The sequence below is a fragment of the Serratia plymuthica NBRC 102599 genome (assembly GCF_001590925.1).
Classification (GTDB): Bacteria; Pseudomonadota; Gammaproteobacteria; order Enterobacterales; family Enterobacteriaceae; genus Serratia; species Serratia plymuthica.
In genome coordinates this window covers 174,401-187,962 of the sequence record NZ_BCTU01000020.1, presented here as the reverse complement: position 1 = coordinate 187,962, position 13,562 = coordinate 174,401, and the positions used below count along the sequence as shown (strand labels likewise).

At 49.6% G+C, this 13,562-nt stretch carries 12 protein-coding genes; 6 read left to right on the top strand and 6 right to left on the bottom strand.

What is annotated here, in order from left to right; all coding sequences use genetic code 11:
* Nucleotides 1-542 precede the first annotated feature (542 nt).
* Nucleotides 543-1,394, top strand: a complete 852-nt coding sequence (locus SPL01S_RS14515; RefSeq protein WP_062869018.1) for a helix-turn-helix domain-containing protein — start codon at nt 543-545, stop codon at nt 1,392-1,394.
* On the opposite strand, the gene SPL01S_RS14510 is transcribed toward SPL01S_RS14515, so the two are convergent.
* The 3 genes from SPL01S_RS14510 to SPL01S_RS14500 form a co-directional block, all read right to left on the bottom strand.
* Nucleotides 1,384-3,168, bottom strand: coding sequence for an ATP-binding response regulator (locus SPL01S_RS14510; RefSeq protein ID WP_063200777.1), 1,785 nt, complete (start codon nt 3,166-3,168; stop codon nt 1,384-1,386). The genes SPL01S_RS14515 and SPL01S_RS14510 overlap by 11 nt on opposite strands.
* A complete protein-coding gene (locus SPL01S_RS14505; protein ID WP_062869016.1) occupies nt 3,165-3,659 on the bottom strand; it encodes a putative pterin-binding protein in 495 nt (164 codons plus the stop codon). The genes SPL01S_RS14510 and SPL01S_RS14505 overlap by 4 nt, the downstream gene beginning before the upstream one ends.
* A 161-nt stretch (nt 3,660-3,820) precedes the next feature.
* On the bottom strand, nt 3,821-4,396 hold the full coding sequence (locus tag SPL01S_RS14500) for a hypothetical protein (RefSeq protein WP_232246948.1): 576 nt from the start codon (nt 4,394-4,396) through the stop codon (nt 3,821-3,823).
* Nucleotides 4,397-4,559: 163 nt separating this feature from the next.
* Between SPL01S_RS14500 and SPL01S_RS14495 the strand changes: the two genes are divergently transcribed.
* On the top strand, nt 4,560-5,309 hold the full coding sequence (locus tag SPL01S_RS14495; RefSeq protein ID WP_063200774.1) for a helix-turn-helix transcriptional regulator: 750 nt from the start codon (nt 4,560-4,562) through the stop codon (nt 5,307-5,309).
* Between the two features lie 124 nt (nt 5,310-5,433).
* The gene (locus SPL01S_RS14490; protein ID WP_063200771.1) at nt 5,434-6,006 is read left to right on the top strand and encodes a DinB family protein; all 573 of its coding nucleotides are present in this window, start codon (nt 5,434-5,436) and stop codon (nt 6,004-6,006) included.
* A 77-nt stretch (nt 6,007-6,083) separates the two neighbouring features.
* Here the strand turns inward: SPL01S_RS14490 and SPL01S_RS14485 are convergent, their stop codons facing one another.
* Both SPL01S_RS14485 and SPL01S_RS14480 read right to left on the bottom strand, forming a co-directional pair.
* Nucleotides 6,084-7,736, bottom strand: coding sequence for a ShlB/FhaC/HecB family hemolysin secretion/activation protein (locus SPL01S_RS14485; RefSeq protein WP_063200797.1), 1,653 nt, complete (start codon nt 7,734-7,736; stop codon nt 6,084-6,086).
* 58 nt (nt 7,737-7,794) lie between these two features.
* Nucleotides 7,795-9,207 (bottom strand): filamentous hemagglutinin N-terminal domain-containing protein, encoded by a 1,413-nt coding sequence (locus tag SPL01S_RS14480; RefSeq protein ID WP_062869012.1) that lies wholly within the window; start codon nt 9,205-9,207, stop codon nt 7,795-7,797.
* A gap of 1,152 nt (nt 9,208-10,359) precedes the next feature.
* Here SPL01S_RS14480 and SPL01S_RS14475 point away from each other — a divergent pair.
* On the top strand, nt 10,360-11,136 hold the full coding sequence (locus tag SPL01S_RS14475; RefSeq protein ID WP_063200768.1) for a winged helix-turn-helix domain-containing protein: 777 nt from the start codon (nt 10,360-10,362) through the stop codon (nt 11,134-11,136).
* Nucleotides 11,108-11,599, top strand: a complete 492-nt coding sequence (locus SPL01S_RS14470) for a FidL-like protein (protein ID WP_062869010.1) — start codon at nt 11,108-11,110, stop codon at nt 11,597-11,599. Before SPL01S_RS14475 ends, SPL01S_RS14470 begins: the two co-directional genes overlap by 29 nt.
* A gap of 195 nt (nt 11,600-11,794) precedes the next feature.
* Here SPL01S_RS14470 and SPL01S_RS14465 read toward each other — a convergent pair whose 3' ends face one another.
* Nucleotides 11,795-12,562 carry a transcriptional regulator gene (locus SPL01S_RS14465; RefSeq protein ID WP_062869009.1) on the bottom strand — a complete coding sequence of 256 codons (768 nt, stop codon included), beginning with the start codon at nt 12,560-12,562 and terminating at the stop codon, nt 11,795-11,797.
* Nucleotides 12,563-12,981: 419 nt separating this feature from the next.
* On the opposite strand from SPL01S_RS14465, the gene SPL01S_RS14460 reads away from it, so the two are divergent.
* Nucleotides 12,982-13,533, top strand: coding sequence for a fimbrial protein (locus SPL01S_RS14460; RefSeq protein WP_062869008.1), 552 nt, complete (start codon nt 12,982-12,984; stop codon nt 13,531-13,533).
* The last annotated feature ends 29 nt before the right edge of the window (nt 13,534-13,562 follow it).

Here is a 13,562-nt window from a genome sequence, read left to right as displayed (position 1 = left end):
CGGCGGCCTGTTGTCGCAAAACCATCAGGACAACAGCGTCAACGCCGGTTTTACCTGGCGTTTTTAACGCTTCTTGCTTGAAAGACACGGGGTCAGCTTGCTGGCCCCGTTTTTATTGGGGCCGGGTAACAGTGACGACAAGGGGAGCTACCCGTATGATGCCTCGCCCGGTTTGGCGAAAAAACGGCAATAAAAAACCGGGACCCTTGCGGATCCCGGCTCAAAAGTGGGTAAAACAGATTAGCGCTACGGCTCAAATCCCGGTTTGCTTACAGACTGAGTGAATGCATACATCCTTCAGCAGCGGCAATCGGAACTAATTTTCCCTGGTGTTATTATGGTTATTATCAAAAGTGGTTCTAGTATTATTTTTTATAGTGTATTGCTGTATGTGTCTTTTGATACCATGTTTGACCATAGAACATGGTATGTCAAGCAACGTTTTTAAATTAAGATTGCATGGTATGCAATGTTTTGAGCGTACTTCTTCATAATTCATAATTAAAACAACTAATAAATAAGCATAAAAATCGAAGGGAAAAATGGATAACAATCATCACAAATTCGATTCGTTGTCGATTGCAAACCGGGTCAGGGAACTGTTGTTGCATTACGGCATTGGCAAGCGGCAGCATGCAAAAGAGCTTAGCCGCATTCTGGATCTGAGTTTTTCGCATGCGCATCGAAAACTGAAAGGGCAAAGCCCCTGGACGCTGGAACAGATCAATAGCGTGGCCGCTGCATTGGGGGAAACACCGGCGGCTATCGCGGACATGGGTGCGGAACAGGAGACGTCGGCGCAAACTATGGCGCAGGATGCCATCTTTTTTGTGGCAGGTGCGGAAATTCCCTGTGTCGGTCATATCGGCGATGAGCTGCCGGCAGGGCGACAGGCGGAGTTCGTGGCGCTGAAGCCGGACCAGCAATGGCAGATTTATCGGGCGGACGATGCGCCGTTGGGCAAACGCTTCTGGGTTGAATTGATCGAGATCCGCCCGAGCCATACCGATGATGAGCGTTTGAGCATTGCGGTGCTGGATGATTCGCATCAGGCGGCGGATGAACTGGCAAAATACCTCGATGGCTGCGGCTTCACGGCGGTGGCCTTCTACGACGTCAGCAGTTTTTGCCAGGCGCTGCAACAAAGCCTGTTCGACGGCTATGTGGTCGACTGGTTGATCGGCGAGGAAACGGCGGATAAATGCATTGAAGCCATTCGCAGCTCTGACAACCCGGATGCGCCGGTACTGGTACTGACCGGCCAGTTGGGCACCGATCTGCGCGAGTCGGAAATCGCTAAAGCGATGCGTGACTATGACGTGCTCGGTCCCTATGAAAAACCGGTGCGGCTTCACGTCATCGAAGCCGCTTTGTTGCGGTGCTTTAATCTTTAGCGGTGAACAGCGAAGCCAACGCGGTGGACAGCGCGTCTAACCGCACCGGCTTCATTAAATAGTTATCGAACAGCGCCCGCTGTTCGGCAGACAGTTGTTCCGGGGTGTAGGCGCTGATGCCGATAATCGGCACCTGGCGGTTGGGGCCGCGGCGGCTGCGCAGCTGTTTGGCCAGCGCGGCGCCATCGATGCCGGGCATTTGCAGGTCCAGCAGCAGCGCGTCGTAAGGGCGGCGAAACAGCTTTTGCAGCGCCCGTTCAGGCGAGTTGCACAGCTCGTGCCGGTAACCCAGTTTGTCCAACAGCGCCGCAAAGGCGTCGCTCACCGACTTATTGTCATCCACCACCAGAATATGCTGCTGCTTCTGCATCAGGCCGTGGTGCTGAGCCGGTATTGCACCTGGTTCTTCTTCATCGCCGAGCTCGACAGGGATGCTGACGATAAAGGTGCTGCCTTTTTTGATTTCGCTGTAGACGGTAATGGTGCCGTTGAGCAGCGTCACTAGCCCGTGCACAATCGCCAACCCCATGCCGACGCCGCCATACTGCCGGGTGTGCGACTGATCAAGTTGGGTAAAGGGCCTGAATATCTGGTCGAGCATCTCTTTTTCGATGCCGATACCGGTGTCGGTGACCTCGATAATCAACGCGCTGCCGGTAGGCTGCCGCCGCAGGCAACTGTGCAGCGTGATGGTGCCGCTTTCGGTGTATTTGTAGGCGTTGGTCAGCAGGTTGACGATGATCTGCCTGATACGCAACGGATCGGAATGTATTTGCTGGTGGCCGCATTCAACCTCGCACAACAGCGTAACCCGATCTTTCTGGCTCAGCGTGGTGATTTCATTCGCCGTTTCCTCGATCAACCGTTGGGCGTCGAACGGCACTATGCGCAATTCCATCATGCCGCTGTCCAGATGGGCATAATCGGTCAGGTCCTTCATCTGGCTTTCAACCTGCTGCGCGGCGGTTTCCAGCCGCTGGAAGGTATCCGCATGTTCGGCCGACACTTTAGTATTCACCAACACGTCAATGGCGGACATGATGCTTTGCAACGAGGTACGCAACTCGTGGCCGATGGCCCCGAGAAAGGCATTTTTGGTGCGCGTGGCTTTCTCCGCCTCAATCGCTTTGGCCTGTTGCCGGATGGTCAGGCGCTGCTGGCGCAACACAATCAGGGTGATGGCAATCAGGGCGATCACCGAGAACATCACGATCACCAGACCATAAAAAATGATGTGCCGCTTTTCGATATAGTCTTCATAGGCGGCGGTACGCTGCTTCACTTCGGCGTGATCGGTCAGGTTGGCCATCTCAATCGAGTAAGGCTTGATTTGTTTCATGGCCTGCGAAATGCGGGTGAAATCAATCGACGGGCTATTCAGCAAAGTATCAATCCGATCCATTTGCCGATGCATTTGGGTGACCACTTCAGGGTAACCCGGTTCGGCATACAGCGGCTGCGTGGATTCGGATACTGTTTCCAGCACGTAAAAGCGGGAATAAAGGATTTCAAATTTAAGCCTGAGATCTTCGCTATCCACCTGCTGCGCGTTTTTCTGCTGTTCGACCAGGGTTTCAAATTCGGCCAGCTTGATGGCGAATTTGGCGATCGACCAGGAGTAATTTTCTTGAGTGCCGGCAATGGCATACAGCCCTTTCTTTGACAGGGTGGCGCTGTAGTAATACAGCGTTACCGTGGAGGCAACCAAAAAAAGCGCAGCGAAAATCGCTGGGATCGCCAGCCTGCTGCCGTTTTTAAATCCTTTGAGCTTCATTTAATCACTATCCTGTCCACTTGCCAGATAAAGCGCGAGTTGTAGAGAGGGGAATTTAACTCAGGCCCTGCGGCGTCCCTTGGATAAACCAAAAACAGCGGTCCGAAGTTTCGGATCTTCAGCATTTCGCCATCCATCTTGTAGGCCAAAATTATATGGTAATTCTCGACGTCGGACAGCGGCACGTCGATGTAATAATCGTTCAGCGCATGAAACGTCAGCGTGCTGCCTTTGGCCCCCACGCGCGCCAAAATATCCGCCACGGCCACCCCTTCGAACTTTCTTTGCGGTGTCCAGGAGGTTGAGGTGGTGATGCTGTGCACCGGCATCGCCAACAGTTGTTTATCGGTAAACAGATAACTTTTTTTTGCCGGGTCGGTGGTGTTTTCGATATTGCCTGTCACTTCCAGAGTGAAACTTAGCGCGCTGGATTGAACGATGACCAGCGCAAAAAATGCCCACGCGGCGTTTTTAAAAAAAGTGAACAGCATCGGTGTTCTCCAGAAGTAGCGGAAGTCTGCATAGGGCCTGCTAATTTAACAGGCAAAATAATGGCAGAAAATACAGGGTTGTGCCGGAGGAAAGGGTAAATGAAGTGAAATTAAGCAGGCCGGGGCATGACCCCGGTCTGATAGAGGAACGGGGGCCGGGTTTAGTCGGCAGAGGTGGCCTGGAGAATATTCAATGCGGCCGACAGGCTAACCGGGGCGCTGGACAGGGGAACCCGGTCGGTTGCCATCGTGGCTAAGGCTCCCTCCATCCACGGGTGCATCAGCACCACCTCGGTGGCACCTTGTTGGCTGGCCTGTTCGGCGGCCAGTGCGGTAAGCCGCAGGGCCGCTTGGGTATTACCGCGCTGCAACTGCAAGCCACAGTCAGGGACAACCCGGGCTTCAACCCTTTGGGCAGCGCGCTTGCCTGCTTCTTCAAACAACCGTTGCGTATACAGCGCCGAGGCATCTGTGGCGCACAGAGCCACGATCGAATCACTTGCCTGCAGCGCCCTTTGAGCCAGCACATAGTCTGCTCTGAGTATCGGGACTGGCGAGGTTGCGGCGAGCGCTCTGGCGGCGCCGGAGAGCGTGGAACAGGTCAGCACCACCACATCGGCAGCTTGGCTGAGTGTTTCAAGTGCGGCGCAGACCTGTTGTTCCAGGTCTGGCGCTCCCGCTTCCGCGGCGGCACGCAGATCGGCACGAACGGCGTGCTTTAGTGAATCTGCGGGCAAGCCGAGCCGAGCCGCGGTCTGAGTAAATATCGCAATATTGGTTTCAAAGGTATGCAGTAACGCGATGCGCATGTGCGGGGCTCCATGAGGTTTTGACGGTTGCCTGCAAACTAGCGTACTTTCTGACAGACAATGTCCAAATTTCATGATGAATAGTACAAATATGCACAGGCATGACCGGCTGGCCGCCTTTCTCAGGGCCTTTGATCTGAAAGCCAGGGTGCTTTCCGGCCCGACAGACCCTGCCAACCTCTACGTCGCTGCGCGTGAGGTGGGAGAAGGGGCATCACATATCCGTTTTAACGTCGCCGGCGGGCCGCCGCCGGAAGGTGAGTTTGCAGTTATCGTCAGCGCCGGCGTCGACTTTTCCGGCGAGCTGAACCCGCTGGTCGGTACCTTGCCTGACAGAATGGATTTCTTGCTGGCGGATACGCCGGCGCTGCAGGGCGTTGCCGATTTGTTTATTGACGAAGCGCAATCCCCCCGTTGTGGCACGGTGTCGGTGCAGGACCGGTTGTGCGAAGTCATCATTGTGCTGGTCATCCGGCGCGCTATTGCCGCCGGTGCGGTGAAAGCCGGCATGTTGGCCGGGCTGGCCCATCCTGCCCTTCACCGCAGCCTGGTTGCCATGCATGACGAGCCGGCCTGCAAATGGTCGGTTGAAAGGCTGGCGCAGATCGCCGGCATGTCGCGCAGCCATTTTATCGAGCGATTCGGCACGGTTGTGGGGGAAACGCCGGGTGCCTATCTCACGGCATGGCGTTTAACGCTGGGCAGAAAAGCGCTGATGTCGGGGCGAAGCGTCAAGCAGGTGGCCTATCAGGTTGGGTTTGGCAGCGTGGAGGCATTTTCGCGGGCATTTTCCGCCAAATATGGCGTGCCCCCGAGCTCGGTGAAAAAGGGTGTGGGATGACAGTGATGAAATAAAAAAGCCAGGTGCCGATGCAACCTGGTTTTTTTAATGCACAATCAGGTGACTGATGCAGGTAATCAACGCTTTTTAAAAACGTTAAATGTTGAAATCAGGAGTTCACAGCATGTCAGTAGTGACGAATAACTCGCTTCTCAGTGAAACTGCCGTTCAGACAGCGCCGACGGCCTCGGCCCTCAACACGTTGAAAATGCTGGTGCGTTACAAAGCCTGGGCGGATGCATTGACGTTCAGCAACGTCAGATCCTTGCCGGAAGGCGAAGCCCTGAAACAGCGCCCGACGCGGTTTGGCAATATGGTGCATACGTTAAACCATACTTACGTGGTGGACGATATCTTCAGGCACCATCTGCAGGGGAAAAAGCACGGCTATACCGCACGCAATACCGAACATACGCCGGCGTTTGAAGACTTGTGGCAAGCGGTGCAGGAAATGGACCGCTGGTATATCGATCTGGTGGATAGCTGGTCAAACGAGGATCTGACGAAAGCCGTTCATTTCGAGTTTGTCGGCGGGGGTGACGGCGTGATGACGCAGGAGGAAATCGTGCTGCACCTGGTGAATCACGCTACCTATCACCGGGGCTTTGTCGGCGACATGATGTACCAGGTGCCCTTTACGCCGCCGTCAAACGACCTGCCGGTGTTTATCAGGGATCATTTCAACCCGGCCCGTTAAGCCGGCCCCGGTTTTTGACATCTCCGAATCGAGATAAAAAGGTCAGGGTGTTGAAGCGCCTGACCTTATCTCTCTCCTTAATATCGCCATACCAGTGAGAACCCGATATTCATTGAGCTGGTAGCGAAACCCTGGGGCTTATAGAGCGGTGTACCGATGAAGGTATCGAGGCTGGTATTCCATTTTTCAATTCTTACGCCCGCGATACCGCCTGCCAATTTATGCCCAATAGCGTTCTCGCTCTGCATGACATAGCCATAATCCATGCCAACATAGGGTTGTACCGGGACTGAACTTAGGTTCCAGGCTATCGTATTTTGCCAGTAGAGACCTTTATTGCCGAACAAGTTACGCTCGCCATCAAATCCCCTCACGGTAGTACGGCTCCCAATGCCTAACTTGTCCTGTATAGGCAAGTCATAGTTGGCGAGTTGTAACGTTAAGCCGCCCCTATAATCCATGGAAAGGTCGGACAGCATGAAGGGGTTAACTAGGCCGGCTTCGGCTTTAATCATGTGGCTGCTTAAGTTATAGGCGCCATCGAGATGATCAGCCTGGAACCATCGCATATTTTTGAAAAGATCCAGTGATAACGAAACCCTTGCATCATCGATGTAGTGCAAGTGTTTGGCACCAATTTTTATATTGGTTAAGCGTTTACGCTGAAGGTCTATTTCCGTGTCATTAATAAAATAATGATAATCCCGTTCCAATAATTGCGCATTGAGCGTGGTTTTGTACCTGGCACCGCGTGATACCGTTCGGCCAATTTGCAGGCTGAGGCTTTCTGATTGCCCCTTATATTGGTAGTCAACAGCATAGCCGGGAATACCCTGATGATATTTACTCTTACCCGCAAACAGGTCTACTGACCAGAACCCATAGGGAAGGGAGTAGGATATTGCGTGTGAACTGTTGCCGCGAGTGTCAGATCTCTCAATATTCTGGGAGTGCGATGCGTAAAGGGTATCGTTAAGCGAGGTCAGATTGTTGAGGAAAAGCGCGGCACCACCCTGGTAGCGGCCAGTGGCCTTGGTGCCAGAGTTATCGACCCAGGATGCTAACTGCCAATATTTCTCTTGTTTGCGCAGCACTTCAATTTTACTTTCTCCCGGTGTTTGGCTGGGGGCAATACGTATGTCAGACAGCGTGCCGGGGAGGGTGTTGATGTTTTCCAACCCTTGTTCAACGTTGCGGATATTGAGTATGTCGCCGGCTTTAAGCGGAAAAACGCTGGCCAGATTGAAATGCCCGCTGCTGTCGTCACTCAGCTTTATGCTGTTGACGCGGCCATAAATCAGAGAAAGGGTGAGAGTCTCTTCCTTGGCCTGATAGGTTTTCACTGCCGCACGTGAAGTGATCAGCCCTTCGCCGATCAACTGATTTTGTATGGCCTTCTGCAGGTTGCTTATTCCTGTTGCGCCCAGACACTGGTGTTCGGCGCTCTTGGCCAATTGCCTAATGGCGGGGATTGGGCGTATTTCACCACTTTCAATTTGCACCTTACGGATCTTCAGGCACGGGCTTTCCTGCGGGTAGAAGAGCGCCTCTTGGCGCGTGTCGCTCGGCTGGGTGAATACGGTGGGAGCGCCAGGTTGTAGCTTGTTCTGGATATTCCGCTCGCTATTTTCCTGGCTGACAGTCTGTTGTTCCAATGTGGATAACAGATTACCGGCATGGGCAACCCCTGTAAGCAGGAGGCTCAGCAGCAATGGGACGTTTTTTTTCATAGTAAACTTTGGCATCGGAGCGGGGGAAAAACCTCCGCCAAGCGGCGGAGGAATAATGTTACCAGCGTGGGTACCACCAGGATGACCACCATGGGTTTTGTTGTTGTGGTGGGGAGACAACGACAGGCTTATTGATATCTCTGCCGTTGTTAAATACGGAACCCTGGGTTGACACCATTTTTCCGCTATTACCGAAGGACGTTCCTGTCCGGGTAATATTATTATATGCGCTGATATTTCCAGTATTATAGAAAGAGGTACCTGATGACGTGATCCCCCCTTGAGTGGATGTCAGGCTACCGCTATTAGAAAAAGACGTACCCGACTGAACGATGTTGCCGCGTGCGGAAATATTTCCGTCATTAGAGAACGAGGTGCTATTCAACGCCATTTCGCCCTGATGAGAGGTGATATTTCCACCGGCTTTGTTAGCCAGAGAGGTAGAGTTAATGTTTAATTTATTATTGGAGCTGATGTTTTTCTCATTTTGAAGCGAGGTAGTATTGATATAGGCTATATCGTTGGCTTTTATGTCCCCGCTATTGTTCAGCGCTGTGGTTTGTATCGCTGCACTGGCACCTGAGGTAATTTTCCCCTGATTTACAACGCTCGTTGCCGTCAGGATCAAATTATCGCCATCAGTGACGAGTTCACCCTTGTTTCTCAGGCTGATTTGCGGGTTGTTATTGACGCCAACACCGTTTTCATTGGCGATCAGGTTGATTTTACCCGCATACATGCCACCTAACTGGGAGACATCGACCAGCACTTCCGGTGACTTGTCCTTGTTATCCACGTTGGTGTAGCGCGTCAGATCGGCGGTAACGGTCTTTTTGCCCGCCAGCACCAGCAGGCTCTTGGCTTGCACTGCGGCATTGATATTCTCAGCGCGGGCAATCACGGCGGTGTAGTCCACATCGCCCTTCTGCAACCCTTTGCCTTCGAAGGTTATCGTGCCGTCGGTAACGTTATAGCCGGTGAACTGTTTGTCTTTGAACTGCAGCTCGCCAGTGGTCAGTACCCCAGTCCCGGTATTGATAAATCCGCAACCGTTACAGGTAATGCCTGAACGGTTGGCGACGATAACGTCCGCCTTCTGACCGGCAACTTCGATCATCCCATTCAGCAGCGTTTTGTCGCTGGAATTGATTTCGTTAAGAATCACCTTCGCGGCGCCTGCGCTCAGGTTGGGGTTGGCATTGATGGCGCCGGCCAGTTGGCTTTGCGCGCTGCCTTGCGCATTGTTCAATACCGCGCCCTGGCTACCCACGTCAAACTGGCTGTATTGGTTATGCGATACGCCATCCTGACCTGGCTGATTGATATTCACTACCGGCACATTATTGGCAGTGAGGTTAACGTTGCCGCCAACCGGCACAATGGAGGTGTCAGCAAAGGCGGAGCCGCCGCTAACACACAGCATAATCATTGCCGAAAGGCAGGATATTTTCCTTGGTAATACCTTTTTCATTTTATTACTCCATAAATATAAGGGTTTTATAATATTGATCCGGTTTCAGCAACGCGCTTGCATATCAATATGTAAATAGCGCCAATTAAATTTCTGAGACCAGAATCAATAAAATACCATGCAGGATTACCTGGCGAAATATTATGGTAATTGTTCTCTTATAATCAAATTATTATGCTGGATTGATGGGTTTTTTTGGTGTTTGTTTTGTTTGCTCTGGGTCGAAAACTAATTAATTATAAGTTTATTTCGCTTTGTGTATATTATAGATATATATTTATATTTCTGGCTTATCTGTCTGTGAAAAGCATCCAGAATTAAGAGGGTGTTTTTTAGGCCAGACAGGCCTTTTCTTGTTCGTCAGGATGATTGAGCATGCAGGTGTAATTGTTTTGTCACTGTCTGGGGGAGGGAAGTGATGCAGCCAGTGACAAAAAAATATTAACATTATGCTTGCATGATCTTTTGATGATAAGAGCACTTAAAATTTTTAGGGGTATTGCAGGGTGAGAATACCAATGAAGCACTTATTGCTGAGAGTATCTATTTACCGAAACTATTCCAACCGAAGAACGTTTTCTTTTTTATTTATGTAGAAATCAGGCAAGCATTAATCGAAGTGGGAAAAATGTTGGATTTGTCGCAAGAAGACAGAGAAGTGCCGATGGCTTGATGTGCAACCCTTGAGCCAGGGGTTGCGAGCGGGTTTTGGTGTAATCGACCTGGGTCAGGGGCGGATGATTCTGCGCCATATTGCCGCGCCATTTCGCAGCCGAGGCGAATTGTTCTCTTGAAACCCAGAGTTAGCGTGGCATTCAGATGGCGCCCGCAACAATGTGGAAACACCCATGTAACGATCAATAACACAGCATAACATCAGCAGCGTACACCAATGGGCAGTTTGCTTACCCTCAAAAGAGCATCATGAATGGGAAAATCCTTTTAATTCATGGTATAAGGATTGTGTTTGCGTCAACCGGTGTTTGGAACATTTATGTGGAGCCATGCTGTTCTGTCAATACCCTTGGACACCCTTGATTCTTTTGTTGTAGTATTGTTTTTTAAGAATTTTCTTAATTCGTTTTTTTTGAATATGATTGCGACACTATTTTTATTTATTTACCGGGCTTTATATGGAATGAAAGTGGATAAATGAAATTTATAATCAATAAACGGATTATCTTCCATGAAGATAAGTCTTCGATAGAGTTGCTGGATGATACCATCGAGCCCGTTATGCTTACTGCAACATTGTGCAGAGTATTGTCGCTGTTGGTGAAAAATAACAATCTGTTGCTGACCCGGGAGTTTCTTCTCTCCAATGGCTGGGATGAGTATGGGAAATCCTCCTCGCACAGCAATTTGAATAACTATATCTCGATGATCAGGAAAATATTCAACGCCTTTGGCGAAAGTGAGATTATTGTCACTGTACCCCGGCAAGGGTTTATGTTTTCTGCCGATGAAGTGAACACGGTTGATGGGGAGAGCTCGCTGAGTTCGGTGAGCGGGGACTTGCCGGCACCTGCCGCAGAGATAAAATGGAGGCCTGCTGGCCTGGTATCGCTGGTGCTGGCGGCCATGGCGATCCTCATGGTTACGGCTTACCCTTTTTTTGATCAATATCAGCCCGTCAAACACAGTGAAATTGGTAAGATAGATCTCTGCTCCGTCGAGGTCTTAACGACGTCACATTATGTCAAACATACCGATGATGAGCTGGAAAAAGTAAAACCCTTGATTGAATCGGCAAAGTTTAACTGCAAGGTGCCTGCAACCATTTATTATTTTAACACCAAGATGCTGGTCAGCAGGGCCGGCATGAATAACGCCATATCTTTTCTATCTTACTGCCCTGCCTCACGGTTAGAGGGGGTTGAAGCTCAGTGTGAGAATGCTCATGAGATTATTGAAAAAAGGCAATTATAAGAAAAATATTTGTCTCGCGGTCTCGGCCTTATCCGTAGTGATCATTGCAGGTATGTCCTACTTGATGTTTGGCTTTCGCACCGTGCCGGAGTGTAAAGCGGTGGTTAAGATCATCAGGCCCATTGAGGGTGAAAAGAAAGAAAGCATTATACTGGTCAATCTGGTGTCCTCTGGTTTCCGTGAGGCGACCTTTATGATTAACGGGCACGCTAACGGCGCGAAGGGGAGCTTCACACTGTCACGGATGATCGAGGCTGATTACAAATACCGAAGCGGTTATTACTACTTTACCGTCAAAGATATGAAAAAACAGCCGGCGGATAATGCCGGACAGGACGATCTGAGCCAGGCATTGCCGGTGATAAACAGCAAGTATTTTTTACTGAAGATAGAGAGGTTGAATACTAAAAACTATGTCTTTAGTGGAAACCGTGCCCCTATTTTTATCTGCACCAAAACCTGAATGCGGCATTGTCCCATAATAGCGTTCGATAGCGTGTTCTTGACGCTATTATGGGTTTTTCGCAGGATAAAATGATTCGGTGATGTTATCTACAAACCTGGTTATGGCGAAAGTTACTGTCTAAGGTCACTCAGTAGCCGTTTTTATTGTGTTTTTTATGCATTATCAATCAGGTGTTCTGGTTTTTAGGCGCAATTAACTTTTTATGTAACTGAGTTCACAGGCGACGGAGACATCCAACGGGCAGTAAGTGATCAATGACGCATAGGATGAAAGCCCTTTTTCCTTGATGTTGAAGTAATAATATATATTGGCCTTATCCTCGCAGGAGTAGCGTTTAGCGATCATGTCCTCAATCTCTTTCGGCTGCATTCCATTGTACTTTATCGAGTAAATGTCGCAGTTCTTATACTGACCCAGGTTGGTAATGTTACTGACCGGAATCTGTTTATAAGCCATGCTTAAAAAAAAGGGTATCAGCAAGATAACACTGATAATGGCGATTTTTTTTAGCGGAATATTTCTCAGGCCAGCATAATAATGCCGATTGGCAGCTGCCGGGGCATCCGTCGTCAGGTTTTCCTTGTTTTCTACTTCTATGATGCAATCTGGGTCTAACATTGCCGTGTTGGCTTCCTGTCGGGTAATCTTTTTTGCGACGAATTTAAATCCCTGCCTTGGGTAGGTGATTATCAGCTCGTCATCATCGAACTTTGCCAGCGATTTTCTCAGGCCGGAAATATAGTTGTTCAGATTACTGTCCGTTGCTTTAAGCCCATAATCCTCCCATACCTCATCAAGCAACTGTTTACGCTTAATGAGCATGTCATTATTTCTTACGAAGATCGACAGAAGTCTGCACGCGGGCTTAACCAGGATAATAGTGTTGCCTGGGTCGTCAATGTTTTCCAGCGTTCCTTCATATTCATTGTATTTAACCGTCTTGTTTATTACGAAAATCATTTTAGTAAAACCTCGTCTTATCCTTGAGAGGTCTGATTCTGCTATCACCGATTTCTTTTTTCAATAACCCCACCGGGTTGGATGTAGGATTAATCTGCTTCTTTGTCACGTATTAATTAAAATCAGCTATATGAATATTTATGAACATGTCTATATCCATAATTGGCAAGTCATTTTTGGTTTTAAATCATATATATCTATTATTTTTGTTTATTAAATTCCGTAATTTTGTACATTCACACTATAATGTTCCAATCTGGTTCTGGGTTGGGTACATTGTAGTGGCTGGCGGTGAGCTGGTTGAAAATAGAGTGGGTAAGATAAAGCTTAGGTATCATCCGGTTTTCTCTACTCTCTCAAACACATTTTAAAATTGACTATTGATATCCTCTTCTTATAAAGGAATGTAAGGGCTTTTTATGAAACTGAATAAAATCATGATGGCAGCAGTACTGGCTTTCGGCGCAACTTCTATGATGGCTAACGCCGCGGTTAAAGATCAGGGCCACGGCACCGTAACCTTTAAAGGCGCAATTATCGATGCTCCTTGCTCTATTACCCCTGAAACTGTAGACCAGACCGTGAACCTGGGCCAGGTTTCTAATGTGGCACTGAAAGACGGTGGCCAGTCCACGCCGAAAAACTTCCAGATCAAACTGGAAAACTGTGAATTGGTCAGCAAAGATGCAGGCAAGAACAATACCGTAGCCATTACCTTTACCGGCGCATCTTCTGTTGGTGACAGCAAGCTGCTGGGTATTACCGGTACCGCTAAAGGCGCAGGTATTGCTATTACCGACGGTTCTGGTCAATTGATCGAACTGGGTAAAGCATCCAGTGCGCAGGCGCTGGGCAACGGTAATAACACCCTGAGCTTCTCCGCTTACCTGCAGGGCAGCAAAGCTTCTGGCGCCGTAGTGACTCCGGGCGAATTCCAGTCCGTGGCTGACTTCACCCTGGCTTACCAATAAGCCCCTCTGTGGTGAAATGAATTCAGCAT

What these genes read in the sequence shown, in the direction of transcription:
- SPL01S_RS14510 (WP_063200777.1), bottom strand. Translation starts at nt 3,168, where the DNA reads ATGAAGCTCAAAGGATTTAAAAACGGCAGCAGGCTGGCGATCCCAGCG.
- SPL01S_RS14475 (WP_063200768.1), top strand. Translation starts at nt 10,360, where the DNA reads ATGAAATTTATAATCAATAAACGGATTATCTTCCATGAAGATAAGTCT.
- SPL01S_RS14465 (WP_062869009.1), bottom strand. Translation starts at nt 12,562, where the DNA reads ATGATTTTCGTAATAAACAAGACGGTTAAATACAATGAATATGAAGGA.
- SPL01S_RS14490 (WP_063200771.1), top strand. Translation starts at nt 5,434, where the DNA reads ATGTCAGTAGTGACGAATAACTCGCTTCTCAGTGAAACTGCCGTTCAG.
- SPL01S_RS14505 (WP_062869016.1), bottom strand. Translation starts at nt 3,659, where the DNA reads ATGCTGTTCACTTTTTTTAAAAACGCCGCGTGGGCATTTTTTGCGCTG.
- SPL01S_RS14470 (WP_062869010.1), top strand. Translation starts at nt 11,108, where the DNA reads ATGAGATTATTGAAAAAAGGCAATTATAAGAAAAATATTTGTCTCGCG.
- SPL01S_RS14495 (WP_063200774.1), top strand. Translation starts at nt 4,560, where the DNA reads ATGCACAGGCATGACCGGCTGGCCGCCTTTCTCAGGGCCTTTGATCTG.
- SPL01S_RS14460 (WP_062869008.1), top strand. Translation starts at nt 12,982, where the DNA reads ATGAAACTGAATAAAATCATGATGGCAGCAGTACTGGCTTTCGGCGCA.
- SPL01S_RS14515 (WP_062869018.1), top strand. Translation starts at nt 543, where the DNA reads ATGGATAACAATCATCACAAATTCGATTCGTTGTCGATTGCAAACCGG.
- SPL01S_RS14480 (WP_062869012.1), bottom strand. Translation starts at nt 9,207, where the DNA reads ATGAAAAAGGTATTACCAAGGAAAATATCCTGCCTTTCGGCAATGATT.
- SPL01S_RS14485 (WP_063200797.1), bottom strand. Translation starts at nt 7,736, where the DNA reads ATGAAAAAAAACGTCCCATTGCTGCTGAGCCTCCTGCTTACAGGGGTT.